General features: G+C 39.6%; 25 protein-coding genes and 1 pseudogene. 21 read left to right on the plus strand and 5 right to left on the minus strand.

The window, feature by feature from the left end:
- Positions 1–40: 40 nt before the first annotated feature.
- A complete protein-coding gene (locus V7150_RS22000) occupies positions 41–979 on the plus strand; it encodes a manganese-dependent inorganic pyrophosphatase (RefSeq protein ID WP_335522497.1) in 939 nt (312 codons plus the stop codon).
- A 54-nt stretch (positions 980–1,033) separates the two neighbouring features.
- Here V7150_RS22000 and V7150_RS22005 read toward each other — a convergent pair.
- From V7150_RS22005 to V7150_RS22020, 4 genes are all read right to left on the minus strand, one after another.
- Positions 1,034–2,211, minus strand: a protein-coding gene (locus V7150_RS22005) for an IS3 family transposase (RefSeq protein WP_335522500.1) whose coding sequence is annotated in 2 segments (ribosomal slippage) — positions 1,034–1,923 and positions 1,923–2,211 — 1,179 coding nt in all. Because the reading frame shifts where the segments join, the coding sequence is not laid out codon by codon here.
- Positions 2,212–2,590: 379 nt separating this feature from the next.
- Positions 2,591–2,851, minus strand: coding sequence for a hypothetical protein (locus V7150_RS22010; protein WP_335522501.1), 261 nt, complete (start codon positions 2,849–2,851; stop codon positions 2,591–2,593).
- A gap of 236 nt (positions 2,852–3,087) precedes the next feature.
- Positions 3,088–4,023 carry an amidohydrolase family protein gene (locus V7150_RS22015; protein ID WP_335522503.1) on the minus strand — a complete coding sequence of 312 codons (936 nt, stop codon included), beginning with the start codon at positions 4,021–4,023 and terminating at the stop codon, positions 3,088–3,090.
- A gap of 62 nt (positions 4,024–4,085) precedes the next feature.
- Positions 4,086–4,862 (minus strand): IclR family transcriptional regulator, encoded by a 777-nt coding sequence (locus tag V7150_RS22020; RefSeq protein WP_335522505.1) that lies wholly within the window; start codon positions 4,860–4,862, stop codon positions 4,086–4,088.
- A gap of 227 nt (positions 4,863–5,089) precedes the next feature.
- Between V7150_RS22020 and V7150_RS22025 the strand changes: the two genes are divergently transcribed.
- From V7150_RS22025 to V7150_RS22110, 18 genes are all read left to right on the plus strand, one after another.
- Positions 5,090–6,553 (plus strand): aldehyde dehydrogenase, encoded by a 1,464-nt coding sequence (locus V7150_RS22025; protein ID WP_335522507.1) that lies wholly within the window; start codon positions 5,090–5,092, stop codon positions 6,551–6,553.
- Between the two features lie 17 nt (positions 6,554–6,570).
- Entirely contained in the window at positions 6,571–7,347 is a 777-nt protein-coding gene (locus tag V7150_RS22030; protein ID WP_335522509.1) for a 2-keto-4-pentenoate hydratase, read from the plus strand.
- 28 nt (positions 7,348–7,375) lie between these two features.
- Entirely contained in the window at positions 7,376–8,260 is an 885-nt protein-coding gene (locus tag V7150_RS22035; protein WP_335522512.1) for an acetaldehyde dehydrogenase (acetylating), read from the plus strand.
- A 20-nt stretch (positions 8,261–8,280) separates the two neighbouring features.
- Positions 8,281–9,306, plus strand: a complete 1,026-nt coding sequence (gene dmpG / locus V7150_RS22040) for a 4-hydroxy-2-oxovalerate aldolase (RefSeq protein WP_335522514.1) — start codon at positions 8,281–8,283, stop codon at positions 9,304–9,306.
- Positions 9,307–9,318: 12 nt separating this feature from the next.
- A complete protein-coding gene (locus tag V7150_RS22045; RefSeq protein ID WP_335522516.1) occupies positions 9,319–10,101 on the plus strand; it encodes a 2-keto-4-pentenoate hydratase in 783 nt (260 codons plus the stop codon).
- A 42-nt stretch (positions 10,102–10,143) separates the two neighbouring features.
- Positions 10,144–10,326: a 4-oxalocrotonate tautomerase gene (locus V7150_RS22050; protein WP_335522518.1), complete on the plus strand. Its 183-nt coding sequence runs from the start codon at positions 10,144–10,146 to the stop codon at positions 10,324–10,326.
- Positions 10,327–10,514: 188 nt separating this feature from the next.
- Positions 10,515–11,363 (plus strand): extradiol ring-cleavage dioxygenase, encoded by an 849-nt coding sequence (locus V7150_RS22055; protein ID WP_335522521.1) that lies wholly within the window; start codon positions 10,515–10,517, stop codon positions 11,361–11,363.
- A 75-nt stretch (positions 11,364–11,438) separates the two neighbouring features.
- On the plus strand, positions 11,439–12,647 hold the full coding sequence (pobA, locus tag V7150_RS22060) for a 4-hydroxybenzoate 3-monooxygenase (protein WP_335522522.1): 1,209 nt from the start codon (positions 11,439–11,441) through the stop codon (positions 12,645–12,647).
- A 303-nt stretch (positions 12,648–12,950) separates the two neighbouring features.
- Complete coding sequence (locus V7150_RS22065) at positions 12,951–14,162, plus strand: ABC transporter substrate-binding protein (RefSeq protein WP_335522524.1); 1,212 nt, start codon at positions 12,951–12,953, stop codon at positions 14,160–14,162.
- An 87-nt stretch (positions 14,163–14,249) separates the two neighbouring features.
- Positions 14,250–15,110 (plus strand): branched-chain amino acid ABC transporter permease, encoded by an 861-nt coding sequence (locus tag V7150_RS22070; RefSeq protein ID WP_335522526.1) that lies wholly within the window; start codon positions 14,250–14,252, stop codon positions 15,108–15,110.
- Positions 15,110–16,102: a branched-chain amino acid ABC transporter permease gene (locus tag V7150_RS22075; RefSeq protein ID WP_335522528.1), complete on the plus strand. Its 993-nt coding sequence runs from the start codon at positions 15,110–15,112 to the stop codon at positions 16,100–16,102. Before V7150_RS22070 ends, V7150_RS22075 begins: the two co-directional genes overlap by 1 nt.
- Positions 16,099–16,854: an ABC transporter ATP-binding protein gene (locus V7150_RS22080; RefSeq protein WP_335522530.1), complete on the plus strand. Its 756-nt coding sequence runs from the start codon at positions 16,099–16,101 to the stop codon at positions 16,852–16,854. Before V7150_RS22075 ends, V7150_RS22080 begins: the two co-directional genes overlap by 4 nt.
- Positions 16,847–17,551 carry an ABC transporter ATP-binding protein gene (locus V7150_RS22085; RefSeq protein ID WP_335522532.1) on the plus strand — a complete coding sequence of 235 codons (705 nt, stop codon included), beginning with the start codon at positions 16,847–16,849 and terminating at the stop codon, positions 17,549–17,551. The genes V7150_RS22080 and V7150_RS22085 overlap by 8 nt, the downstream gene beginning before the upstream one ends.
- A gap of 217 nt (positions 17,552–17,768) precedes the next feature.
- Complete coding sequence (napA, locus tag V7150_RS22090; protein WP_335522533.1) at positions 17,769–20,312, plus strand: nitrate reductase catalytic subunit NapA; 2,544 nt, start codon at positions 17,769–17,771, stop codon at positions 20,310–20,312.
- Positions 20,313–20,328: 16 nt separating this feature from the next.
- Positions 20,329–20,736 carry a nitrate reductase cytochrome c-type subunit gene (locus tag V7150_RS22095; protein WP_335522535.1) on the plus strand — a complete coding sequence of 136 codons (408 nt, stop codon included), beginning with the start codon at positions 20,329–20,331 and terminating at the stop codon, positions 20,734–20,736.
- Positions 20,737–20,785: 49 nt separating this feature from the next.
- On the plus strand, positions 20,786–21,049 hold the full coding sequence (locus V7150_RS22100) for a chaperone NapD (RefSeq protein ID WP_335522537.1): 264 nt from the start codon (positions 20,786–20,788) through the stop codon (positions 21,047–21,049).
- Positions 21,046–21,606 carry a 4Fe-4S dicluster domain-containing protein gene (locus V7150_RS22105; protein ID WP_335522540.1) on the plus strand — a complete coding sequence of 187 codons (561 nt, stop codon included), beginning with the start codon at positions 21,046–21,048 and terminating at the stop codon, positions 21,604–21,606. Before V7150_RS22100 ends, V7150_RS22105 begins: the two co-directional genes overlap by 4 nt.
- Positions 21,607–21,711: 105 nt before the next feature.
- The gene (locus V7150_RS22110) at positions 21,712–22,284 is read left to right on the plus strand and encodes a DNA-3-methyladenine glycosylase I (protein WP_335522542.1); all 573 of its coding nucleotides are present in this window, start codon (positions 21,712–21,714) and stop codon (positions 22,282–22,284) included.
- Between the two features lie 83 nt (positions 22,285–22,367).
- Here the strand turns inward: V7150_RS22110 and V7150_RS22115 are convergent, their stop codons facing one another.
- Positions 22,368–22,529 (minus strand): hypothetical protein, encoded by a 162-nt coding sequence (locus V7150_RS22115; protein ID WP_283923058.1) that lies wholly within the window; start codon positions 22,527–22,529, stop codon positions 22,368–22,370.
- A 305-nt stretch (positions 22,530–22,834) separates the two neighbouring features.
- Between V7150_RS22115 and V7150_RS22120 the strand changes: the two genes are divergently transcribed.
- The gene (locus V7150_RS22120; protein WP_335522545.1) at positions 22,835–23,482 is read left to right on the plus strand and encodes a TetR/AcrR family transcriptional regulator; all 648 of its coding nucleotides are present in this window, start codon (positions 22,835–22,837) and stop codon (positions 23,480–23,482) included.
- Positions 23,483–23,551: 69 nt separating this feature from the next.
- Positions 23,552–23,691, plus strand: a pseudogene (locus V7150_RS22125) (GTP pyrophosphokinase family protein); the annotation flags it as partial.

Genomic DNA, 23,691 nt, shown 5'->3' on the forward strand with positions numbered 1-23,691 from the left:
GGCTAGATTTACATAATTTCATACGATTAGGAGTATTAACATGGAAAAAGTACTTATATTTGGTCATAAAAATCCTGACACGGATACAATTTGTTCTGCAATTGCTTATGCAGATTTAAAAAAACAATTAGGAATGGACGTTGAACCTGTTCGCCTTGGACAAATTAATGGTGAAACACAATATGCACTTACTCAATTTAAAGCTGAGGTTCCTCGTTTAGTTGAAGCGGTAGCAGTTGAGGTCAGCTCCGTTATTTTAGTAGACCACAATGAACGTCAGCAAAGTGCTAATGATATCACTGATGTTCGTGTGTTAGAAGTAATTGACCATCACCGTATTGCTAATTTTGAGACTAGCGATCCATTATATTATCGCTGTGAGCCTGTTGGCTGTACAGCAACTATTTTAAATAAAATGTACAAAGAAAACGGTAAAGAGATTAAACCGGTAATTGCTGGACTAATGTTATCAGCAATTATCTCTGACTCATTATTGTTCAAATCACCAACGTGTACACCAGAGGACGTGGCAGCTGCACATGAATTAGCTGCAATTGCCGGTGTTGATGCGGAAATCTACGGTTTGGAAATGCTAAAAGCCGGTGCAGACGTTCGCGATAAATCAGTTACTGAGCTTCTTAGCCTTGATGCTAAAGGATTTGAAATGGGCTCTAGTAAAGTAGAAATTGCTCAAGTGAATGTAGTTGATACAGTGGATGTTCTTTCCCGTCAAGAGGAATTAGAAACAGCCATTGCTGCCATTATAGAAGAGAAGAATCTGGATTTATTCCTATTCGTGGTAACGGATATATTAACAAATGATTCAGTTGGTTTAGCCTTAGGAAGCAAGAATGCTGCTGTGGAGAAAGCCTATAACGTGAAACTTGTTAATCATACAGCAACATTAAAGGGCGTTGTTTCACGTAAGAAGCAAATTGTACCCGTTTTAACAGATATTTTTAATAAAGGTGAATTCTAATAAAAAACCGTTCATGCCTGGTCTTACCCCTGTCAAGTAGACAACATAAAAAAGCTAAGCTGCCAACGCGTGTCGATATTCAATCGGCGCGCGTTGCTTTAGTTTCTTTTGAATACGTTTGTAATTGTAGTGATAAATATAATCCTCAATCGCTTGTCGTATCTCCACTTCTGATTTACACTGTTCAATATACAACTTCTCTGTTTTGAGATGCGAAAAGAAGGATTCAATGCAAGCATTATCCAGGCAGTTTCCTTTGCGAGAGTGGCTGCCCTTAATGCTGTATGCTTCTAATCGATTGTTGTATCCCTTAGACGTATACTGAAAGCCTTGATCCGAATGGAGAACAGCTTCAGCTACGTCTTTTTTCTTTGTCCATATTTCTACTGTATTCAAAACAAGTTCAAGGTCGTTTCGTTTCGAAAGGTCCCATGACACAATCTCATTATTAAATAGATCTTGAATTACCGATAGGTAATAGAATTGCTTACCATCTGAGACATATGTTATATCCGTTACCATTTTTTGATTAGGTCCTGTTGCCTTAAATTTTCTCTTTAGGCGATTCGGATGGATTACGGATGGAGTATGACCATGGCGCTTTCTTTTCTTTCGGATGACAGACTGGATGTTCATTTCTTTCATCAATCGGTACACCTTTTTATGATTAATCTTATAATCATTTTCCTTTAACAAATAGGTCATACGAGGGCAGCCAACTTCGGGATGAAGTAAATGAATGCCCATCATGTGTTCACGTATATCTTGGTCTTGTTTAGTTCTTTCATCGCGTTTAAATTGAGTGGACCTCCATTTATAGTAGCTTGCTCTCTTAATATAAGCGATTTCCAATAACCATGTGATTGGATAGACATCCCTTAATCCTTCAATGATTTCATACTTGATTGGTTGGGGGATATCTCCTCCTTTACTAGATTTGGATACTGCTTTTTTAAATAATCCACCTGTGCCTTTAGGTAATCTCTTTCTTCTTCTACTGACTTAAAATTAGTACGAGGTCGACCTTTTAATGGATTAGACACTCCACTTCGTTCATCAAATTTCTCTCCCTTTTTCCACTTCTTTACCCACACTTTTAGTTGAGTGCAGTTTAAAATTCCTAACTCATCCGCCAATACTTTATAACTTTTAGTTCCTTTTACATATTTCATTACCGCATTTAATTTAAATTCATTTGTATACCTTTGAAATTGTTGTCCTTTTTTAGCCATAGAAAAATCCCCTCCAAGTATTAGTGTAACACCCACGCTTTACACATGGGTTTTTTACACTGTCTACTTAAAGGGGATAATATCAGCCTTTGTCTGCATGAACGGTTTTTTTCTTTAAGGCATTTTTTCTGATTGCATCTGGCTTTCCGCTTTTTTATGATTTAACAAGAAAAATGTTAATTGCAGGTCATATCCTGTCATCAGTTTGTAAATATAGGAAGAGGTTATTTTATAGTAGTCATTTATTTTAGCCGCTTAAGTAATTGGTCCGTTCAAAAAGAATCGAGCGGATATGGTTCATTTGCCGACCTAGTTTGTCTAATAATGCCTCTTGATTGTCCAACAGTTTCATTACACAGGCTTGAAAATCCTCATGTCACTACAATTTCTCCGCTGCTATTTTTTGCATTTCTAGTTGTTCGTTCATTTGTAGTGCTAGTTGCTGATTTGCTGCCTCGTTTTTCTCTAATTGATTCCTTAAATCTTTCAGCTGTGTGTCTATTTGATTCCATTGTTTAACCTTTGATTCCTCTTGTTGAGAATAGCGCACACCTAGTTCAGCTAGTGCTAGTTTAAGTGCTTCATTGACTTTTTGCTGGTCACTTATTAATTCTGTTAGGAAATCTTGCCGTAATACCACTTGACTCGTTTCCTTAAGTGTTTGATTATTTTTATATACAGGCGCTTAGCGCCGAGGAGGCTCCCAGACCGCCCGCGGAAAGCGAGCACCTAGAGCGGAAATCAACAGACAAGTTTAACAAAGCCAAAAACAAAAAGAAAATAATATTATCTATTTTAAAATGGAAATCCCCAAAGGATTAAGCAAAGAATATGTCAGTGTTGCTTTATATACAACACTGACATATGTATTATCAATTAATCAAGTAGGGAATTAACACCTAACACAAGTTTCCCTCCCGGCGGCCATACAGAAAGATCAAAAGGATAATCCGAACCTGGGACAACTCTATCTTCACCAACTGTTTTGATAAGGAATTCCAAACTTTCTGGGTTCCATAAAACCGTATCAAACCAAAACCGTTTCAAATATTCAGAAGGAGGCGCTTTCAAGTTGGAGGAGACAAGTTGCCATTGCTCATACCCTTTGTCTAATCGGCCAATTTGATAGGGAAGGAACCCACCGCCATGGGCAAACAAGATTTTTACATTTGGATATCGATCAATGAAACCACTTAATAATAAATCCGTTGCACAAACGGTAGTTTCCCATGGAACTCCAATTAAATTGGGCATCATTCTTCTCTTTAATCGTGGGTCATCACATAAAAGAGGGTGAATAAAAACGATAGCTTTGAGGCGATTCGCTTCATCGAAAAATGGTGTGAAAAATTCATCTGATAACATATGGTCTGTCAGACCTGGACCGATAATGACTCCTTTTAAGCCAAGCTTGATAGCGTCATATAAAACTTGTGCTGCTTTGTCTGGATTGGAGAGTGGGACGGTTCCTAATGCTGATAGGTTCTGTGGTGTAGAATTTGCCCACTGGGCTAATGAATGATTATAAACAGTGGAAATATCAGTTGAAATTTCATCCGGAAAATCATACATGAATAATTGTGGAATAGGAGATAGAAGCGAGTGGGTAACACCAGCTTTAGCTTGTTCAGACAAATAAAGATCGCCGTCAATAAAAGCTTTTTTTAATTCAAATCCCCATTTTTCATTCACTATTAAAAAATCATCCTTGTTTTTGTCTTTTTTAAGCCATTTTGCGTTTACTACTTTTTGATGGTCTTTAAGCCATTGCAATACATCAAGCGGAATAAAATGAGTATGAAAATCGTACAAATCATGCAGCTCCTTTTGTCATATTTTTTTCTAGCATTTTGAGAAAATTGCAATTCAGCAATTTAACCTCTGTATCCCATCCTTTCTGACACTTCCATCGCAGCATCGATTATTTTTTTCGAAAAACCTGAAACTTTATGAGACTGAATTCTTTGTTTTGGCCCAACTACAGACAAGGCAGCAATAACTTTGCCTCTATAATCATAAATCGGTGCTGCAATTGAATTTACCCCCTCATGAAACTCTTCAAAACTGGTAGTATATCCATTTTTTTGAATCTCCAATAAATGAGCCCTTAATTTTTGAGGATCTGTAATGGTGTTTTTAGTGAATTTTTCTAATCCTTTACTTATAACGGCCTCAACTATTTCTTCATCTGAGTATGCGAGAATAGCTTTCCCTGAACTTGTACAATAGGGAGGATTTCTTCTGCCTACATGTGTTAGAAACCTAACAGGGTGATTACATTCAACCTTTTGCAAATAGATAAGATCTAATTTATCCAATACAGAAATGTGAGCGGTTTCACCGATGCTTTCAACAAGTCTGTTTAAAATGGATTGAGACTCACGATATACGTCCATATTGCTGCTGACGATACCACTTAATGATAGAATCGACAGGCCCAAACGGTATTTCTTTGTATCAGGATCTTTGAAGACGAATCCCTCACTTGCCAGTGTGGCCATTGTTCGACTCACGGTGCTTTTGTTAAGTCCAAGAGTTGTGGAAATATCGCTTATTTTCTTTTCTGGTTCATCCATTGTGAACGATTTTAATATACGCAGGGCATTTTTTACCGAGGAAAGATGACTATCCTCTGGATTTTTATGAGCCAATATGATTCCTCCAATCTGTTTCACTATTGAAAACAATGTTTCTTTATGTGGGAATATAACAAAAATTTATTGAAATGGGAAGTGAAAATATAAAATATTTAGATTAATTAAAAATTATTTTAGTTGTTGCATATAGAGAAACGACTGCGTTGTATATGAAATCCGAAAGCATTACCATACTATTAAGAAAATAACAAAAATTATTACGGCTTAGGAGGAATTCAATCATGCAAGTAGAAACAAGAGTAAAAGCAATAAATTGTTTACATTTTATTAACGGACAATTTGTCGAATCACAAAATAAAAAAACATTTGAAAATATCAATCCTGCAACCGAAGAAGTGATGGGAACTGTTGCTGAAGGCGGGAAAGAAGAAGTGGACTATGCAGTGGCTGCCGCACGCAGGGCTTTAAATGGGAGATGGAAACAAACCACCTTAGTAGAGCGTTCCAAAATTCTTCGACGAATTGGTGATTTGATTCTTGAAAGGCAAGAGGAATTGGCCCATTTAGAATCATTGGATACGGGGAAACCTTTTTCTTTAGCCAATAGTGTTGATATACCAAGGGCAGCTTATAACTTCCATTTTTTCGCCGACTATATGATTTCAGTAAACACGGATGCGAATCAACAGGATGAGACTGCACTTCATTACTCTTATCGCCGTCCGGTTGGTGTAATTGGGATTATTAAACCTTGGAATCTGCCATTACTATTGCTAACTTGGAAACTAGCTCCATGTCTAGCAATGGGAAATACTGCCGTAATTAAACCAGCTGAATGGACACCAATGACAGCAACGGTATTAATGCAAATTTGTAAAGAAGCTGGGGTTCCTGATGGAGTTGTCAACCTAGTTCATGGCTTTGGTCCAAATTCTGCCGGTGGAGCGATTTCCGAACATCCTGATATCGATGCGATTTCCTTTATCGGTGAACCGAGTACTGGATCTGCTATTATGAAGTCTGCAGCAGATTCATTGAAAAAGCTTTCTTTTGAATTAGGCGGGAAAAACCCAAATATCATCTTTGCTGATTCCGATTTAGATGAAGTCATTGAAACGACAGTGAAATCAAGTTTTGTGAACCAAGGCGAAGTATGTCTTTGCGGGTCTCGAATTTATGTAGAACGCCCAGCATACGAAGAATTCTTAAACAAGTTTGCTGGAAAAGTGAAAACATTAAAAGTGGGTCATCCTCTAAACGAGGATACCAATGTTGGCGCATTAGTCAGCAAAGAGCATTATGATCGCGTCAACAGCTATATCGATATTGCCCGTAATGACGGTGGGACTATCCTTACGGGCGGGATACGTCCTGAGGGATATGAAAAGGGCTATTATTTAGAACCGACCATAATTACAGGACTAGACAGGACTTCACGCTGTGTCCGGGAAGAGATTTTTGGACCGGTAGTTACCGTTACTCCATTCGACATGGAAGATGAAGTCATTATGCAGGCTAATGATACACACTATGGTTTAAGTGCAACAATTTGGACCAATGACCTTAGACGTGCACACCGAGTGGCACACCAAATCGAAGCAGGGATTATTTGGGTAAATACGTGGTTTTTAAGGGATTTGCGTACACCATTCGGTGGAATGAAAAATAGTGGTATCGGTAGAACGGGCGGTATGCATAGTATTGATTTTTACTCAGAGCTTTCAAATATTACAATTAAACTATAAGAAAGGGAGTAAGCCTTGTGACAAATAAACTAAAACAATTTGCAGAACAATTAGCTGAAGCAGAAACAACAAGAATTGGTATGGATCCTCTGACTTCAGTTGACTTAGACCTGACAGAGAAAAATGCCTATTATATTCAACTTGAAAACATTAATAAAAAAATTAACCAAGGCCAAAAGATTGTGGGAAAAAAAATCGGATTAACCTCTTTAGCGATGCAGAACCTGCTAGGTGTCGATGAACCGGATTATGGCCACTTATTAGACAGTATGGTGATGGAAAACGGAGGGCGCATTTCAATGGAGCAAGTGCTGCAGCCGAAGGTTGAAGCGGAAATAGCCTTTATTTTGAAAAAGGAATTAAGAGGACCGAATGTAACCACCCTTGACGTTCTTCAAGCAACCGAGTATGTCGTTCCGGCACTTGAAATTGTTGATAGTAGAATTAAAGACTGGAAAATTAAACTAGCTGACACAGTTGCTGACAATGCCTCATCCGGTTTTTATGTCCTTGGGGGCAAGCCGACTAGACCTCAGGATATTGATCTTGAATTAATTGGAATGATATTTACAAAAAACGGCGAACTTGTCAATACGGGCGTTGGGGCTGCCGCTTTAGGAAATCCAGCAACTTGTGTTGCCTGGTTAGCAAATAAATTATCAGAGTTTGATATTCCCCTTCGAGCAGGAGAAGTAATTCTTTCAGGTGCGTTGTCTGCAGCCGAACCAGCACGTGCAGGAGATTCATTTACGGCACGATTTGCGCATATCGGGCAGGTTAATGTTCATTTTTAACAAGTACAAAAAGAAAGGAGAGAGGATTATGGGTAAAGTAAAAGTAGCTGTACTTGGATCTGGTAACATTGGCACAGACCTAATGTTAAAGCTTCGAAGATCAGAGATCTTGGAATTAACTACAGTAATCGGGATTGACCCTGAATCAGACGGGTTAAAAAGAGCCCGGGAATTAGGTTATGAAACGATTGATAATGGTCTTAAAGAATTTTTATCACGACCGGAGCTTGCGGATATTGTGTTTGATGCAACAAGTGCGAAAGCACATATGAGTCATGCTAAGCTTCTAAAAGAAGCTGGAAAACAGGTCCTGGATTTAACACCGGCAGCGGTTGGACCGTTTGTTGTTCCATCAGTCAATATCGGTGAACATGTCGATGCTGATAATATCAACTTAATTACGTGTGGCGGCCAGGCGACGATACCGATCATTCATGCCATTAACCGGGTACAATCAGTTGATTATGCTGAGATTGTGGCGACGATTTCAAGTAAAAGTGCAGGTCCTGGAACAAGGGCAAATATTGATGAATTTACACAAACAACTGCTCGTGGAATTGAAAAAATTGGCGGAGCGAAAAAAGGCAAGGCCATCATTATCTTAAACCCTGCAGAACCTCCCATTATTATGAGGGATACGGTTCATGTCCTTGTGGAAGGAGATACCGTACATAAAGAAGATATCAAAGCGTCTATAATGGAGATGGAGAAGCAGGTTCAATCATATGTCCCTGGTTACAGAGTAAGACAGGAACCCATTTTTGAAGGGAATCGTGTAACTGTTTTTATTGAAGTAGAAGGTGCTGGTGATTATTTACCTAAGTATTCTGGTAACTTAGATATCATGACCGCTGCTTCTGTAAAAGTTGCAGAAGAATGGGCGAAACATAAAATTTCTAAAGTCATTGTGTAAGGAAGGAGTTGAATGAAGGAATGGGTACGGAGAGAGATATTCTCATTACCGAGGTGGCATTACGTGATGGCAGCCATGCAATCCGCCACCAATACACTGTTGAGCAAGTAACGAGTGTAGCTAAAGCGTTAGATGAAGCAAACGTTCCTTATATTGAAGTATCACATGGAGACGGATTAGGGGGATCCTCCTTACAATATGGCATGTCATTAACGAATGAAATGGAATTAATAGAAGCTGCCGCTTCCGTTGTGAAAAATGCCAAAATTGCTGTTTTGTTGCTGCCAGGAATCGGAACCAAGCCTGAGTTGAAGCAAGCGGCTCAGCTGGGTGCTAAGATGGCAAGAATTGCTACTCACGTAACAGAAGCTGACGTGTCGCTACAGCATATTGCGTTAGCAAAAGACCTGGGGCTTGAAACGGTCGGATTTTTAATGATGTCGCATATGGCTCCGACTGCCAAATTAGTCGAGCAAGCGAAATTAATGGAAAGCTATGGAACGGATACTGTTTATGTGGTGGATTCTGCCGGAGCTCTTTTACCTTATCAAGTGAAAGAAAAAATCAGGGCATTAAAGGACAGTTTAACTATTAATGTTGGATTCCATGCTCATAATAATTTTTCCTTAGCAATGGCCAATACGCTTGCAGCTATTGAAGAGGGTGCGACAAGAATTGATGGCAGCATGCGATGCTTAGGAGCCGGTGCAGGCAATACGCAAACAGAAGTATTAGTATCTGTGCTTGATAAATTAGGAATTAAAACAGGAATTGACGTTTTTAAAATGATGGATATTGCTGAGGAAATTGTAGCACCGATATTGGAAAAACCACAGGAAATTACAAGAGACAGCCTGGTTCTTGGCTATGCTGGAGTTTATTCAAGCTTCTTGCTTTTTGCACAACGCGCGGCAAAAAAGTTTGGCATTGACTCTCGTGATATTTTAATCGAGCTTGGAAAAAGAAATGTCGTTGGCGGTCAGGAAGATATGATTGTAGATGTAGCAGCAGAGCTCGCTAGACAAATGAATGGTGTAGGGGTTTAAGGAGGAAATTGGATGAGTCAATACAAGGAAATAGCCAATTATTTAGTTGCGGCAGAAATAGAAAAACGTGAAGTCGTTAAAGTAACGGCCAAAATAAAGCCTGATTTAACAGTCGAAGAGGGCTATCTTGTGCAACAGGAAATTGTAAATTTCAAAATAAATGAAGGAAAAAGAATTGTTGGACCGAAGATGGGCTTAACGAGCCACGCGAAAATGAAACAAATGGGGATCGAAGAACCAATTTATGGGTATGTGTTTGATTATATGATCATAGAAAATGGTGGTCAGGTCCGTTTACATGAAATGATTCATCCTAAAGTAGAGGCAGAAATTGCTTTTATTATCGCTGAAGACATTGAAGGGCCTGGTGTAACCGGCACCCAGGTTTTGGCGAAAACGGAGTATGTGCTTCCTGCTCTAGAAGTGATCGATAGCCGTTATGAAAACTTTAATTTTACCCTGCCTGATGTCATCGCAGATAATGCGTCTACGTCAAGAGTTGTATTCGGAACCACCCTCAAGAAACCAGAACAATTTGAACTAGATTTAGTTGGTGCGACCCTTTCTATTAACGGGGAAATCAAGGAGTTAGGAGCGGGTGCTGCCGTTCTGGGACACCCGGCAAACTCTGTAGCCATGTTAGCTAATATGCTCGCTAGAAAAGGTGAAAAAGTTCGGAAGGGTGAGGTAATCTTAACTGGAGGCATAACCAGTGCGATCATGCTGAAATTTGGCGATGTTGTCAGTGGTAAATTTGACGGCTTAGGTGAAGTCACTTTTACGGTAACGGATTAAAAAGATATATAAGAAGAATTTTTTTGAAGAAGGATGGTTGTCATGCCAATTATTAACGTGCAAATGATGGAAGGAAGACCTAAAGAGAAGGTGGCCGAGTTAATTCGTAATGTAACAAACACTGTTGCGGAAACGTTGGATTCTCCGAAAGAGAATATTAGAGTGCTAGTGACAGAGATTCCGAAAACCCATTGGGGAAAAGGCGGGGAACCAGTCGGAAAGTAAAGAATGCTAAATTCGAAGAGTATGGCGGCAACACCTGCTGCCATACTTAGACGATTAAGCTAGAATTTTCAAATAAGATGAAACAAAAATTTTGTCTAGAATTTTCCTATTTTCCTCCTTGTAAACGCTATCAAAGGGAAGTTCGCAAATTGGGGATGTACCATATAAATCTTTGGGAGGGGAATTTTTTGACGATTGAACTGAGTATGTTAGTGCCGCACGTCCCAAGTATGTGCCATCAGGACCAAGTACCGGTATTTCAGCAAGATATGGCCGCAGGCATGAAGGAAATTGGAAAACGGTTGCAAAGACTGAAACCTGATGTCATTGTTTTGGTTTCATGCCATTGGCCGTCTACGTTCTTCCACTATGTCGATTGCACCCCAGTTCATAAAGGGATCCTTACTGCTTTTGAAGCACCTGATTTAATTAAGGATGTTTCTTATCACTTTCCAGGGGATGAAGAATTAGCAAATGAATTAGTGAGTGCTGGCCAAGAGGCTGGTCTCCAAGTCCAAGGTGTCAATGATCCATATTATATTTGGGACTATGGAAGTGTGGTACCACTGCGATATCTTGTGCCAGATGAAGACATTCCGGTAATTAATTTATCTGTCACGCTTGCCGCTAGTTTAGAAGAAACGTATAAATGGGGGCAGGTGATTGCTAAAGTATTGCGGGAGAGTGAGAAAAAGGTTGTTTTTGTTTCCAGCGGTGCCTTGTCCCACAATTTAGTACGCGGTAGACATAATGTGCCAACTATTACGGAACACGCAATGGACAAACAATTTATTGAATTTGTGATGAATAAAAATTATCAGGAGGCCTTTTCAATGCTCCCTGAATATGCGAGGTTTGCAAGAGTTGAATCTGGAGGCCGACACCTGGCGATGCTGTTTAGCATGATTGAGAATGAGTGCGTTCCTGCCTATCATGCAGATGGGCAATCATCTGGCAGCTGGAATGCTCTCATTACATTTGAAAACACAAAAACTGCTGAAACCAATGAAACAGCAGTAAATGAATATGTGAAGTGAAACCACATTGAAGAATGAAAAATCTCACGTAATTTCATTTTGCTTTTTTATGATTTTTATAGGGAGTGATGTATTATGCGAACTCAAGTGGGAATTATAGGGGCTGGCCCGGCGGGACTTTTGCTATCTCATTTATTACATTTACAAGGAATCGAATCTATTATTCTTGAATCCCGCTCGCGTGAAGCCATTGAAGGAACGATCCGAGCCGGGGTTTTAGAGCAAGGGACCGTGGATCTTCTTAATGCAACGGGTGTCGGGGAAAGAATGATGCGGGAAGGGCATGTTCACCACGGAATCGAATTGCAATTTAACGGAAAAAGACAACGAATTAATCTGAATGAACTTACTGGAGGAAAGAAGATTATTGTTTATGCGCAGCATGAAGTAATAAAAGATTTAGTGGCTGCAAGGATGGATACAAACGCAAAAATTCACTTTAATGTCAAGGATGTCAGCCTTCATCAGCTTGAAACATCGAACCCGGTAATACGCTTTCGAAAAGAGGGAGATGCTGATTTTGATGAAATAGAGTGTGATTTTATTGCAGGCTGTGATGGATTTCATGGACCAAGCCGTCAGGCCATTCCAGCAAGTGTACGAAGTGAGAAGCAAAAAGTTTATCCATTTGGCTGGCTGGGAATACTGACAAAGACCCCACCAGTAAACCCTGAATTAATATATTCAAACCATGAGAGGGGCTTTGCCTTACTGAGTACAAGGTCACCAGAAATACAACGTCATTACCTTCAGGTTGATCCCAAAGATGATATTGCCAATTGGTCAGATGACCGTATCTGGTCAGAACTTCATGCCAGAGTCGACATGAAGGATGGCTGGACGATTACGGAAGGACCGATTATTCAAAAAAATATTGTTTCCATGCGCAGCTTTGTTTGTGAAACAATGAGATATGGTCGTCTTTTTCTAGCTGGGGATGCTGCTCACATTGTTCCGCCAACTGGTGCGAAAGGGCTAAACTTAGCTGTCGCAGATATTCAAGTTTTATCTACTGGATTAAGTGAATTCTATCAATCTGGTAATGAAGAAATCCTTAATCGCTATGCGGAAATTTGCCTCCGGCGCGTGTGGAAGGCGCAGCGTTTCTCATATTGGATGACAACTATGCTGCATCGGGATTTTGAGCATAGCCCATTTGAATATAACATCCAGCTCGCTGAATTAGATTATGTTACATCATCGCATGCCGCTGCAACTAGCCTCGCTGAGAATTATGTGGGTTTACCATTGGAATTGACCGCAAATCATTCAGTCACATTATAAGTAATGTTACAGATTTAATAGATTAGAATAAAACTATTGCTTGTGGAGGAAGTTTTAAGGCTTCCTCTTTTTTGTTTCACCGGAAGTGTACTTTTACAAAAAATTGTATCGAAAAAAATATTTATTTTTTCAAATAGTTGCACATAGAGAAACAGTGATGTTGTATAGAAAAATAAGAAGCTTTAATATGATGATAGAAAATATTTAATATTATGACTATTCGTAAGAAAATGGGTGATGATTAAAATCTTTTTTTCAGGAAAAATGAAAGCGTTTTATAAAGTCGATGGGAGGTAATTTAGAATGTTGAAAAAATGTAAAGTATGGGGAATTTGTTTGCTAGCATTCATGGTGATTCTATCAGGTTGTTCAGGTTCAGCTATAAGCAGTAAAAAGACTGCTTCTAAGGGTGAGGAAGAAACAATAAAAATTGGCATGATCCTTTCTGCAACAGGTACTTTTGCTCCTTTGACGGAAGGGATAAGAAATGGATTTAATCTCTATCTTGAACAGCATGATAATAAGTTGGGCGGTAAAAAGGTAGAAATTAAATTTGAAGATGATGAAGCAAATCCACAAGTTGCACTTAGGAAGTATCGTCAATTGGTCAGCAGTGAAAAAGTAAATCTATTGGTTGGGCCAATTTCATCTGCTGTGGCATATGCAATACGAGATGAAGTAGAAAAGGACAAGATTATTTTAATCGATGCAAATGCTGCCGGAAACGATCTTTCATGGAGCAAAAAGAGTGATTACATTTATCGACTTTCCTTCTCTAATTGGCAAAATGGAAGCAGTGCAGCTGATTATTTAGCGAAGAATATCGGAAAATCGGCGATAACGATTGCACCTGACTACCCTGCAGGTAAGGAAGTCATTTCTGCGTTTAAAGCGGCATTTGAAGCAGCAGGAGGAAAAGTAGTAAAGGAAATATATCCAAAGCTCGGAACGAATGATTTCGCTACCTATATCACGGAAGCTGCCCAAACGAAACCAGATCTTGTCTATACGTTTATGACAGGCAGTGATGGTATTCGATTTGTCGAACAATACAATGACTTTGGACTAAAGGGAAAAATTCCGTTAGCTGGTCCTATGGAACTTGGCGATCAATTAATCATTGAGGCTACTAGAGATAATACAGAAGGTATTTATTCAGGAATCATCTATTCACCATGGCTGGAAAATGACCAAAACAAAAAGTTTGTTGAAGCATATAAGAAGAAATACAGTAAACTGCCCAATACCTTTGCTGTATCTGGATATGACTCAGCCCAAGTCATTGATAAAGCAATTAAGAAGGCAGGAAGTGTAAAATCAGCGGATTTATCAAAAGTTCTAAAAGGCATTTCTTTTGATAGTCCAAGGGGGCCAATCACAATCGATCCTAAAACAAATAATCCGATTCAGAATTTTTATGTTGCAAAAAACACAAAAAAGGATAATCAAATTGTCCCAGAAGTAATCGAAACAGTTGAAAAAGTAACAATGCCTGAAACAGCACCAGCAAATTAGACCATATCGATTATATTGGGATTTGGGGAGTTAATATCCCCGTCCCAATTTGCTCTTTGACTATCAAAAGAAAGTGAGGGGATAAAGTTGTCCATCTTTTCGATTCAACTGTTAACCGGATTAGCATATGGTATGTTGTATTTTATGATTGCAGCAGGTTTAATGATTATTTTGGGCGTTATGAATATTGTAAATTTAGCACATGGTACCTTATTTTTAATCAGCTCATATATTGCATTCACCTTTATAAGCCAAAATGTTGGTTTTTGGGCTGCTTTATTATTGGCAATGGCTGGAACTGCCATCTTGGGAATCATTATTGAAAGACTACTCATTAAACGGGTGTATGGGAAAGAACTGGAACAGGTACTCCTTACCTTTGGTTTAACCTATATTATTGCAGATACTGCAAAATGGATTTGGGGAACAGAAATGCATACGATTGCAGTACCTGCTTTATTAGATTCGTCCATAACGATGGGCTCGATGGTATTTCCTATTTATCGATTGTTTGTCGTTTTGGTTGGTTGTGGATTAGCTTTACTATTATGGTATTTTGAAAGCCGAACCCGAATTGGTGCCATTATTCGAGCTGGTGTCGATGATCGCGATATGGTTTCGGCTCTTGGAATAAACGTCGGGCTGGTGTTTACTGGTGTCTTCGCTTTTGGTGCAGCTTTAGCTGGGCTAAGTGGTGTTCTGGGTGGACCATTAATTGGAATATATACCGGAATGGATTCGGAGATTTTAGTAACCTCTTTGATAGTTGTTGTGATTGGGGGCCTAGGTTCATGGAAAGGCTCTTTTATTGGTGCGATTCTCATCGGTCTGATTGAAACATTTGGCAAGGTATGGTTTCCTTCCTTATCGATGTTAATTGTCTTCCTATTAATGGTAGTAGTTTTAATTATTCGGCCACAGGGGCTATTTGGGAGAGAGGTGGCATAATGAAAAAAAATCTTTTAATTATGTTTCTTCTTTTAATTGCAGCAGCTGCACTACCTTTCATAGTCAGTGAATATGGGATTAATCTAGCAGCTGAAATTTGTATTATGGCTATATTCGCCATGAGCCTTGGATTAATCATGGGGTATGCAGGAATGGTATCGCTTGGTCACGCTGCCTTTTTTGGAATAGGCTCTTACACAGTCACCATCCTCGGTTCCCATTTGTCTAATTTCTACCTCTTAATACTAGGTTCTATCGTTTTATCAGGTTTGGTTGCTTTGATTACAGGGGCTATTTTTATTCGTACTTCTAAATTTTACTTTTTAATGATTACACTAGCCTTTGGACAATTGCTGTTTGCACTTACATGGCAATTAAAGGACTTGACAGGCGGTGCAGATGGCATGAAAATTTCCTCTACTATGAATCTCGGTTTTGGAGATATTGTCAGTCCTTTAGGCATTTATTTTGTTATGGCTGGTGCCGCAATTCTTGTGTATATTTTCCTCCGCTTTTTCGTCCACTCTCCTGCAGGAAAGATTATTAAAGGAGTAATGGAAAACGAATCCCGCATGAAGGCACTAGGATATGACCCTCGAATTTACAAGCTTTTGGCTTATTCAGTTTCAGGTGCTCTTGCCGGATTTTCAGGTTCTTTATACGGGTATTTTAATCTTTTTATCAGTCCAGATTTAACCAATTGGATGTTCTCGGGTCAGGTCATGATTATGGTGATTATCGGCGGTGTCGGGACATTAATTGGTCCTGCTATTGGGGCAGGGTTATTTATCTTTTTACAAAATTTTATCAGTACCTATACAGAACGTTGGCCGCTCATCATGGGATTACTATTGGTCATCCTTGTCATTGTTGGCAAGGGAGGGATCATTCATTGGTTTGACTTACTGCGTTCGAAGATTTTCTACCGAAGAAGTCAAAAAAGGATGGAATATGCGCAAAACCATGCTCAAAAAGAGGAGGTTACAAATTGAGTCTTCTAAAAGTGGGAAATATCAGCAAATCCTTTAAGACCTTGCAGGTTCTCCAAAATGTATCGGTTGAGGTTCAACCCGGTGAACGTCATGTGATTATTGGACCCAATGGCGCAGGAAAAACAACTCTTTTTAATTGCATTACAAATGTACTCTCGATTGATTCGGGAACAGTGTATTTGGAAGGACAAGAAATTAGTCATTTACCCTCCCGCAAATTGGTTCATCTAGGCATGTCGCGAACGTTTCAAAAGAATAATTTGTTTGGAAATTTAACGGTTGAAGAGAATCTTCATTTAGCATTAACTTCAACAAAATCTTATCGATATCAAATCTTCAATGCGTTATTAAAACATGAAGATCTTAAAAAAGATACAGATGAAGTATTAGAACAATGGGGTATTAGTTCACGCAGAAATGTAAAGGTAAACTTCCTATCCTATGGGGAACAGCGGCTTTTAGAGGTACTCTTAGCGATGGCAGCAAAACCAAAGCTTTTGCTCTTGGATGAACCTACCTCAGGGATGTCTCCAGCCGAAACGATTCAAACTGCAGAAATGATTAAAAAGCTTCCACGCTCTGTGTCCATATTAATTATAGAGCATGATATGGAAGTGGTTTTCTCGATTGCCGACAAAATTACCGTTCTCCATCATGGAGAAGTAATCTTAAGTGGTACACCAGAAGAAGTTCGGAACAATGAGCAAGTGAGACAAATTTATTTCGGGGGAGGTGCAAAAGCCCATGCTTGAGCTTCAGGAGGTCCATTCTTATTATGGAACAAGCCATATTCTCCAGGGAGTCTCTTTTGCCGTACCACGTGGGAAATGTGTGGCATTGCTCGGACGTAATGGGGCCGGAAAATCAACAACGATTCATACCATTGTCGGGTTGCATAAATCTAGGCGAGGAAGTATTCGCTTTTCCAATCAAATGATTAGTTCTCTGCCATCACATCAAATCTCTCGTCTTGGAATAGGTCTTGTGCCACAAGGCAGGCGGATTTTCCCTTCTCTTACCATTCGTGAGAACTTGATCATGGCAGCTCGTAAAAAAACAGTTGATGCTAAAAATGGTTGGGATATTGATAAGGTATATGACCTTTTCCCTGTTTTGAAAGAGAGAGAAAAAAATATGGGCACCCAATTATCCGGTGGACAGCAGCAAATGTTGGCAATTGGAAGGGCACTTATGACAAATCCTCAATTTTTGTTAATGGATGAACCTTCTGAGGGACTGGCACCGGTAATAATTGACCAAGTGGGTGAAATTATTTGTAAATTGAAAGAAACTGGACTTTCCATTTTAATGGTTGAACAGAATATTTCTCTTGCTTGCAAGGCAGCAGATGAGATCCTAATTATGAATAAAGGAACAATTGTTTGGCAAGGGACTCCTAATGAACTATTAGAAAATGAAACAATTCAACATAAATACCTTGGTGTTTAATAAAGCACATAGCCAGGCCCTTTTTCCGGGAAACCTGGCTTTTTAATGTTGAAACAGTAAAAATACTACCAATATAGGATTGTCAGAATTGTGTCATAACTGGCCTTAAATGTGTGAATTTTTTGTAAACGATAAGTGGATTCAACCTAAAAATTTCCTTATTCCCTTACTATTAAGCTATAGATTTTCACCTTAAAGCGATTGATAAGGGAGGAAGATGGGTTTGGAATTAACAAGGAGATCACTATTAAAGGCGACAGCTGTATCGATGACACTTGCAGCTGCAGGGTGCAGTAAAAAAGACAAAAGCTCTGAACTAAACAGTGCACAGGCAGCAAGTGTTGAACCAGATGAATGGAAGACTACAGTATGTCGTTTTTGTGGAACCGGGTGCGGTATTTTAGTGGGTGTAAAGGATGGCAAGATTATTGCTACAAAAGGTGATCCGGATAACCGTTCGAACAAAGGGCTTAACTGTATTAAAGGGTATTATATAGGAAAAATCCTCTTTGGTAAGGATCGTTTAACAAAGCCGCTTATCCGTGAAGATAAGACCAAAAAAGGTACAATGGAAGGTTTTAGAGAAGCCACGTGGGAGGAAGCATTAGACTTAGTCGCAAAAAAATTGAAGGAAGCGCATGATGCTGACCCTAAATCTGTTGCTTTTTATGGATCGGGACAGCAATCGATTATGGAAGGGTACGCATCAGTTAAGTTGTGGAAGGCAGGTCTGTTAAGCAATAATATCGACCCGAATGCCAGACACTGTATGGCAAGTGCTGTAGCTGGATTTATGACTACCTTTCAATCAGATGAACCGATGGGCTCTTATCGCGATTTGGATGAAACAGATGTGTATGTCACATGGGGAGCTAACATGGCGGAGATGCATCCGGTTCTTTACTCGCGTCTCACTGCCCGCAAGCTGAAGGAAAGTGGCGTCAAGCACTATGACATAACCACTAGACATTCACGGACATCAGAGCTTGCCGATGTGGTCATGGTATTCAGGCCTCAAACAGATTTAGCGATTGCTAATGCCATAGCCAATTATCTCATCCAAAATAACTTGTATGATCAACAATTTGTCAATGAACATTCACAGTTCAAGGCGGGAACGGAAAACCTCGGCCACACCTTTGATGATAATTATGAAGCAACAGATGTTGGAAAAGCAGCTGATCAAGATTGGGTCATCACCTTTGATGAATTTAAGACGAGAGTTTCGGAATATACGATTGAAAAAGCAGCGCAAATGTCTGGTGTGCCGGCACAAGATATTGAGGCACTTGCAAAAGATTTCGCCGCCCCAAATAAAAAGATTGTCTCTCTATGGACAATGGGGGTTAACCAGCATACGAGAGGCACTTGGATGAACAATCTCATTTATAACATTCATCTCCTATCAGGAAAAATCGCCAAGCCTGGAAACGGACCATTCTCCTTAACAGGGCAGCCAAGTGCCTGTGGAACGGCTCGGGAAGTAGGGGTTTTCTCGCACCGTCTGCCATCTGATATGGTCGTAAAAAATCCAGAGCATCGCCGCTATTCAGAATTGATTTGGAACCTTCCGGAAGGTTACCTTGATCCAATCGAAAACCCGGGTATGCATACGGTCAAAATGTTCCGTGAATTAGGAAATGGCAAGGTCAAATTTTTATGGAGCATGTCTAATAACTGGGGGCAAACAAATCCGAAACTAAATAGATATCGAGGTCATGATGCGGACGGAAAAGGTGTAATCGATGGGTTTATTGTCGTTTCCGATGTTTACCCAACCCGTTCAACGGAAATGGCGGATGTTGTTTTTCCAGCGGCGATGTGGGTTGAACGTGAAGGGCAATTTGGAAATGCCGAGCGCCGGACTTCGATTTTTGAGAAATGCGTTGAGCCGCCAGGTGAAGCCAAGTGGGATTTATGGGCGATTGTACAGGTGGCAAAGCGGGTATTGGATGGAAAAATGATAAACGATCAACCAGCGTTTGATGTTCTTTTTGGAATGGTATGGGATAAAAAGAAAAATGATCTCCTTGAAGATCAACACGAAGTGAATCGCCTTCTATGGGAGGAATACCGCCTATTTACAAATCCGCATGAACACCCAAACAAAGCTGCCAAAGAACTGGGTGCTAAATTGAAAATGAAAGCAAAACAAATGGCACCTTATGATGAATATTTGAAGCAGCATGGAATTTGTTGGCCTGTTCGATATGTGAATGGGAAATGGCTTGAAACAAATTGGCGCTATTCCTATGGTAAGCAAGAGGATGGATTTGACCAGTACGGTGTAGAGGAATTCGGACAAAAAGGCAAATACAAAGACTTAGATTTTTATAAATCTGCTGATCATAAACCAGCGATTCTATTTCGGCCATTTGAGGAAGCAGCGGAAGTACCTGATCAGGAATATCCATTCTGGTTGTGTACAGGTCGGGTGTTAGAACATTGGCACAGCGGGACGATGACGAGGAGGGTTCCGGAACTTCATAAGGCATTCCCGGAAGCACTTTGTGAAATCCACCCTGATGATGCTAAGGAAATGGGAATTAAAACAGGTGATATGGTAAAAGTGATCTCACGACGCGGTGAAGTAAAGGTAAAGGCAACGACAACCGGGCGCGGGAACCCGCCTAAGGGACTTATTTATGTACCATTCTTCGCCGAAGAAACACTGATTAATCTCGTTACCTTGGATTGCTATTGCCCAATTTCCAAGCAGACAGATTTTAAAAAATGTGCAGTTAAAATTGTAAAGGCTTAATGGGGGTGGGATGATCATGAAGGAAAAAGGAATTCTTTATATCTTTGGTTTTATCATCGTTCTGGCGGCTGCAATTGGCGCGACCAAGATGCAGTGGGATTTAGGATCAACCGAAACAGCAAGTACGGTAAAGGCCAAGCCGGTGCTTGTGCAATTGACCGAAAAAGGAAGACCTGATGCCGAAACTATGGGTCTATTAAATGCACCGCCGCTGCAGCCAGCGACCCACGTGGATCGTTGGAATCCGAAGCTCCATCAAGATAGCTGTCTCGCCTGTCACGGAAAGCCGGACACAGGGGCACCAACACCAACAGCTGGCCACTTCTATGATAATGATACAAAAGGAAAGGTTTTTAGGGATAATTGTATTCAATGTCATGCTCAGCAAAACGAGACAAAAACAAAAACTGCTTTCAATAAATAAGATGACATTAGGGGCTGTGGCTCCTTTTTTTCACAGGAGGGAAGCCAAGATGGTTATTTCGGGAATTTACATTGAAACAATCCCAGGGAAAGCAAAGGGCGCCGCAGAAAAACTGGCTTTATTAAATGGTGTAGAAATCCATCATATTCATGAGGATAAAAAGGTAATCCTGACGATAGAGACTGATACCGTGGATCAAAGCTATCGAACTGCTGAAAAATTTAAAAATATCGATGGTGTTCTGACCATTTGTCTTGTGTATACAAACTTCGAGGATGAACCCTATTATCAAGAGGCAGCTGGTGGTCAATGACCGAGAGATTAAATAGACGAGAATTTATCAACTTAAATTGGGAATCGACAATTGGCTTTTTAGGGAATTTTCTTGCACCCCAAATGGAAGTTGAACGGGATTTTTTTCGCCCGCCAGGATCTATTAGTGAGTTGGAATTCCTTACAACGTGTACAAGATGCGGGAAGTGCAAAGAAATCTGTCCCGAGCAGAGCATCCGATTGTTTCCTTTATCGAGTGGTGCAAAGCTAGTTAATACACCAGTTTTAGACCCGAATGACTCACCGTGCACCTTTTGCCAAAAGTGTATTGAGGTCTGCTCGGATAATGCATTAAACCTGGATGCTTATAAAAAACAACCCTTTCTTGGTTATGTAAAAGTGCATAAGAACAGATGTCTAGGGTTTCAACAAGTCATGTGCGATTACTGTGTACGCGCATGTCCAGTTGATGGTGCCCTAAGGATTGATAACGGGGTTCCCGTCATTTCAAAGGAGCACTGCACTGGCTGTGGAATTTGTGTTCCAAGCTGTATGGCAGACGGCAGTGCATTACAGGTAGTAATAAAAGAAGCATAGTTGAAATAATACACCTTCCTGTTTTGTTTAATTCGGAAGGTTCTTTTTCTGAAATAATGTGTAATAATTAATTGAAGTTAGCATATGAAGGGAGGTCAACAAAAAATGAATAGATGCGGATGGGTGAATCAGGATCCATTATATATCGATTATCATGACCATGAGTGGGGTGTACCTGTTTATGATGACCGCTTGCTTTTTGAGTATTTAAATCTTGAAGGGGCTCAAGCTGGCCTGAGCTGGTATACTATTTTAAAAAAACGTGAGAATTACCGCAAAGCATTTGATCATTTTGAGGCTGAAAAAATTGTACGCTATGATGAGGAAAAAATCGCAGAACTTTTACATAATGAAGGAATTGTCAGAAATAAGCTAAAAATTAATGCCGTTATTACGAATGCCAAGGCATATTTAAGGGTAGTCGAGGAATTCGGTTCCTTCCATACCTATATTTGGTCATTTGTCGGTGGGAATCCAATCCAAAACCATTTCAAAGAAATGAAAGATGTCCCAGCCACAACTGAAATTAGTGATAAACTAAGCAAGGATCTAAAGAAACGCGGTTTTAAATTTGTCGGCTCGACGATTTGTTACGCGTTCATGCAGGCAACAGGTATGGTGAATGACCATATTGTCACATGTGATTGTTATAATAGAAAAAAAGAAGTGAGATCATAATGGCGATCTAAGTCATTACTAAATAATAGAAAGAGCCCATCACAAATGTGATAGGCTCTTCTGCAAAACGAACATATAAATAATTATTTCGATGGTTTTTCAATCAAGAAATCAGAAGCAGGTATAGGAATAATTTTTCCCCCTATTTGGACGTGAACGGTATCGTTGAAAATGGCTTTCACAATTCCCTTTAATGAAATTGTGGAATTAACAGAGATTTTCTTCGATTCAGATTGATTGGCCAAATTAATCAACACCTTCCAATTGTGGTTAAACAATTATGAGATAAAAGTATTTATTAGGATAAAGATACTTTAAATTATTCGCAAAAAAATAATAAATTCCTGCTTTTCAGGTCATAATTTATGGAAAAATTGAAGAAAAAATAGGTCATGTTACGCTCATTTATTTTGTAAGGGGTGTTAAACAATAAAATGATTATAACATGAACCGTAGTTCAAGTATCACATGTTTTTGATGGACTGTCAAATGAAAAGTGAACTGTGGTTCAAATTATAAAATCATGTTATGATAGCACTGAGGTGATCAAATGCCAGAACGTGACGATAAGCTTGTTGGTGAATTTCCGTTTGTCCCGAAACAGGAACGCGCGCAGCAAAAAAGAAATGCTCTGATTGAAAGCGGGTATGCTTTATTTAATTCTAAAGGATACGAGCAGACAACAGCAAAGGAAATTGCCGCCCATGCCGGTGTAGCAACCGGAACCTTTTATCGGTATTTTTCAGATAAACGGCAGCTGTTAATGTCACTGTTAGAAGATAAATTAGAGAAGTTTCTACCACCAGAACCAAGCTGGATTTCGCGTGACCCAGAAGCAGTATTGGCTGCGCTATTAGAAGCACATTATGAACGGCTTAATGAGGTCGGACTTAAACGTGTACTTCCTGAGTTGTTGTCCAAAGAACCAGAGCTAGCAGAGGTGTTGGGGGCGGCACGGAAGAAACTCCATGCCAGGATTCATTTAGGTTTAAAACAAGCGAGTGAAAATGGATTAACCTGGTCGGATTTGGATTTAGATACAGTCTCATGGGCAATCATGGTTTTAGTGGAAAATGGACAGGAAAAAGAGAGCCAAAGTGGAAAAAGAGTAGATTATCGGGAAGTGGCAAAGGTGATTTGCCGCATGGTTTTTCCTCCTGAAGCAATAGAAGATTTACAGAGTAGAAAAATAGATTAAACTAAATAATGTAGAAAAGATAACAACTAGAGAGGAAGTTAAGGCTTGGATACCGAAACAGTAATTAACATGAAAGAACTTAAATCACTTAAAGTAGAACTAACAAGGTTTATGATGGCCTATAAGTTTGCGATAGACGAAATGAGTACGAAAATAAATATTTTAAAAGAGGAATTTAATTATGTGCATGACTATAATCCAATAGAGCA

The sequence above is a fragment of the Neobacillus drentensis genome (assembly GCF_036965245.1).
Taxonomy (GTDB): domain Bacteria; phylum Bacillota; class Bacilli; order Bacillales; family Cytobacillaceae; genus Neobacillus; species Neobacillus drentensis_G.

Bases quoted from the DNA above. Each gene is read 5' to 3' on its own strand.
- V7150_RS22035 (WP_335522512.1), top strand. From the start codon at position 7,376: ATGGGTAAAGTAAAAGTAGCTGTACTTGGATCTGGTAACATTGGCACA.
- dmpG (WP_335522514.1), top strand. From the start codon at position 8,281: ATGGGTACGGAGAGAGATATTCTCATTACCGAGGTGGCATTACGTGAT.
- V7150_RS22065 (WP_335522524.1), top strand. From the start codon at position 12,951: ATGTTGAAAAAATGTAAAGTATGGGGAATTTGTTTGCTAGCATTCATG.
- V7150_RS22000 (WP_335522497.1), top strand. From the start codon at position 41: ATGGAAAAAGTACTTATATTTGGTCATAAAAATCCTGACACGGATACA.
- V7150_RS22095 (WP_335522535.1), top strand. From the start codon at position 20,329: ATGAAGGAAAAAGGAATTCTTTATATCTTTGGTTTTATCATCGTTCTG.
- V7150_RS22025 (WP_335522507.1), top strand. From the start codon at position 5,090: ATGCAAGTAGAAACAAGAGTAAAAGCAATAAATTGTTTACATTTTATT.
- V7150_RS22075 (WP_335522528.1), top strand. From the start codon at position 15,110: ATGAAAAAAAATCTTTTAATTATGTTTCTTCTTTTAATTGCAGCAGCT.
- V7150_RS22100 (WP_335522537.1), top strand. From the start codon at position 20,786: ATGGTTATTTCGGGAATTTACATTGAAACAATCCCAGGGAAAGCAAAG.
- V7150_RS22050 (WP_335522518.1), top strand. From the start codon at position 10,144: ATGCCAATTATTAACGTGCAAATGATGGAAGGAAGACCTAAAGAGAAG.
- V7150_RS22085 (WP_335522532.1), top strand. From the start codon at position 16,847: ATGCTTGAGCTTCAGGAGGTCCATTCTTATTATGGAACAAGCCATATT.
- pobA (WP_335522522.1), top strand. From the start codon at position 11,439: ATGCGAACTCAAGTGGGAATTATAGGGGCTGGCCCGGCGGGACTTTTG.
- V7150_RS22110 (WP_335522542.1), top strand. From the start codon at position 21,712: ATGAATAGATGCGGATGGGTGAATCAGGATCCATTATATATCGATTAT.
- V7150_RS22120 (WP_335522545.1), top strand. From the start codon at position 22,835: ATGCCAGAACGTGACGATAAGCTTGTTGGTGAATTTCCGTTTGTCCCG.
- V7150_RS22105 (WP_335522540.1), top strand. From the start codon at position 21,046: ATGACCGAGAGATTAAATAGACGAGAATTTATCAACTTAAATTGGGAA.
- napA (WP_335522533.1), top strand. From the start codon at position 17,769: ATGGGTTTGGAATTAACAAGGAGATCACTATTAAAGGCGACAGCTGTA.
- V7150_RS22045 (WP_335522516.1), top strand. From the start codon at position 9,319: ATGAGTCAATACAAGGAAATAGCCAATTATTTAGTTGCGGCAGAAATA.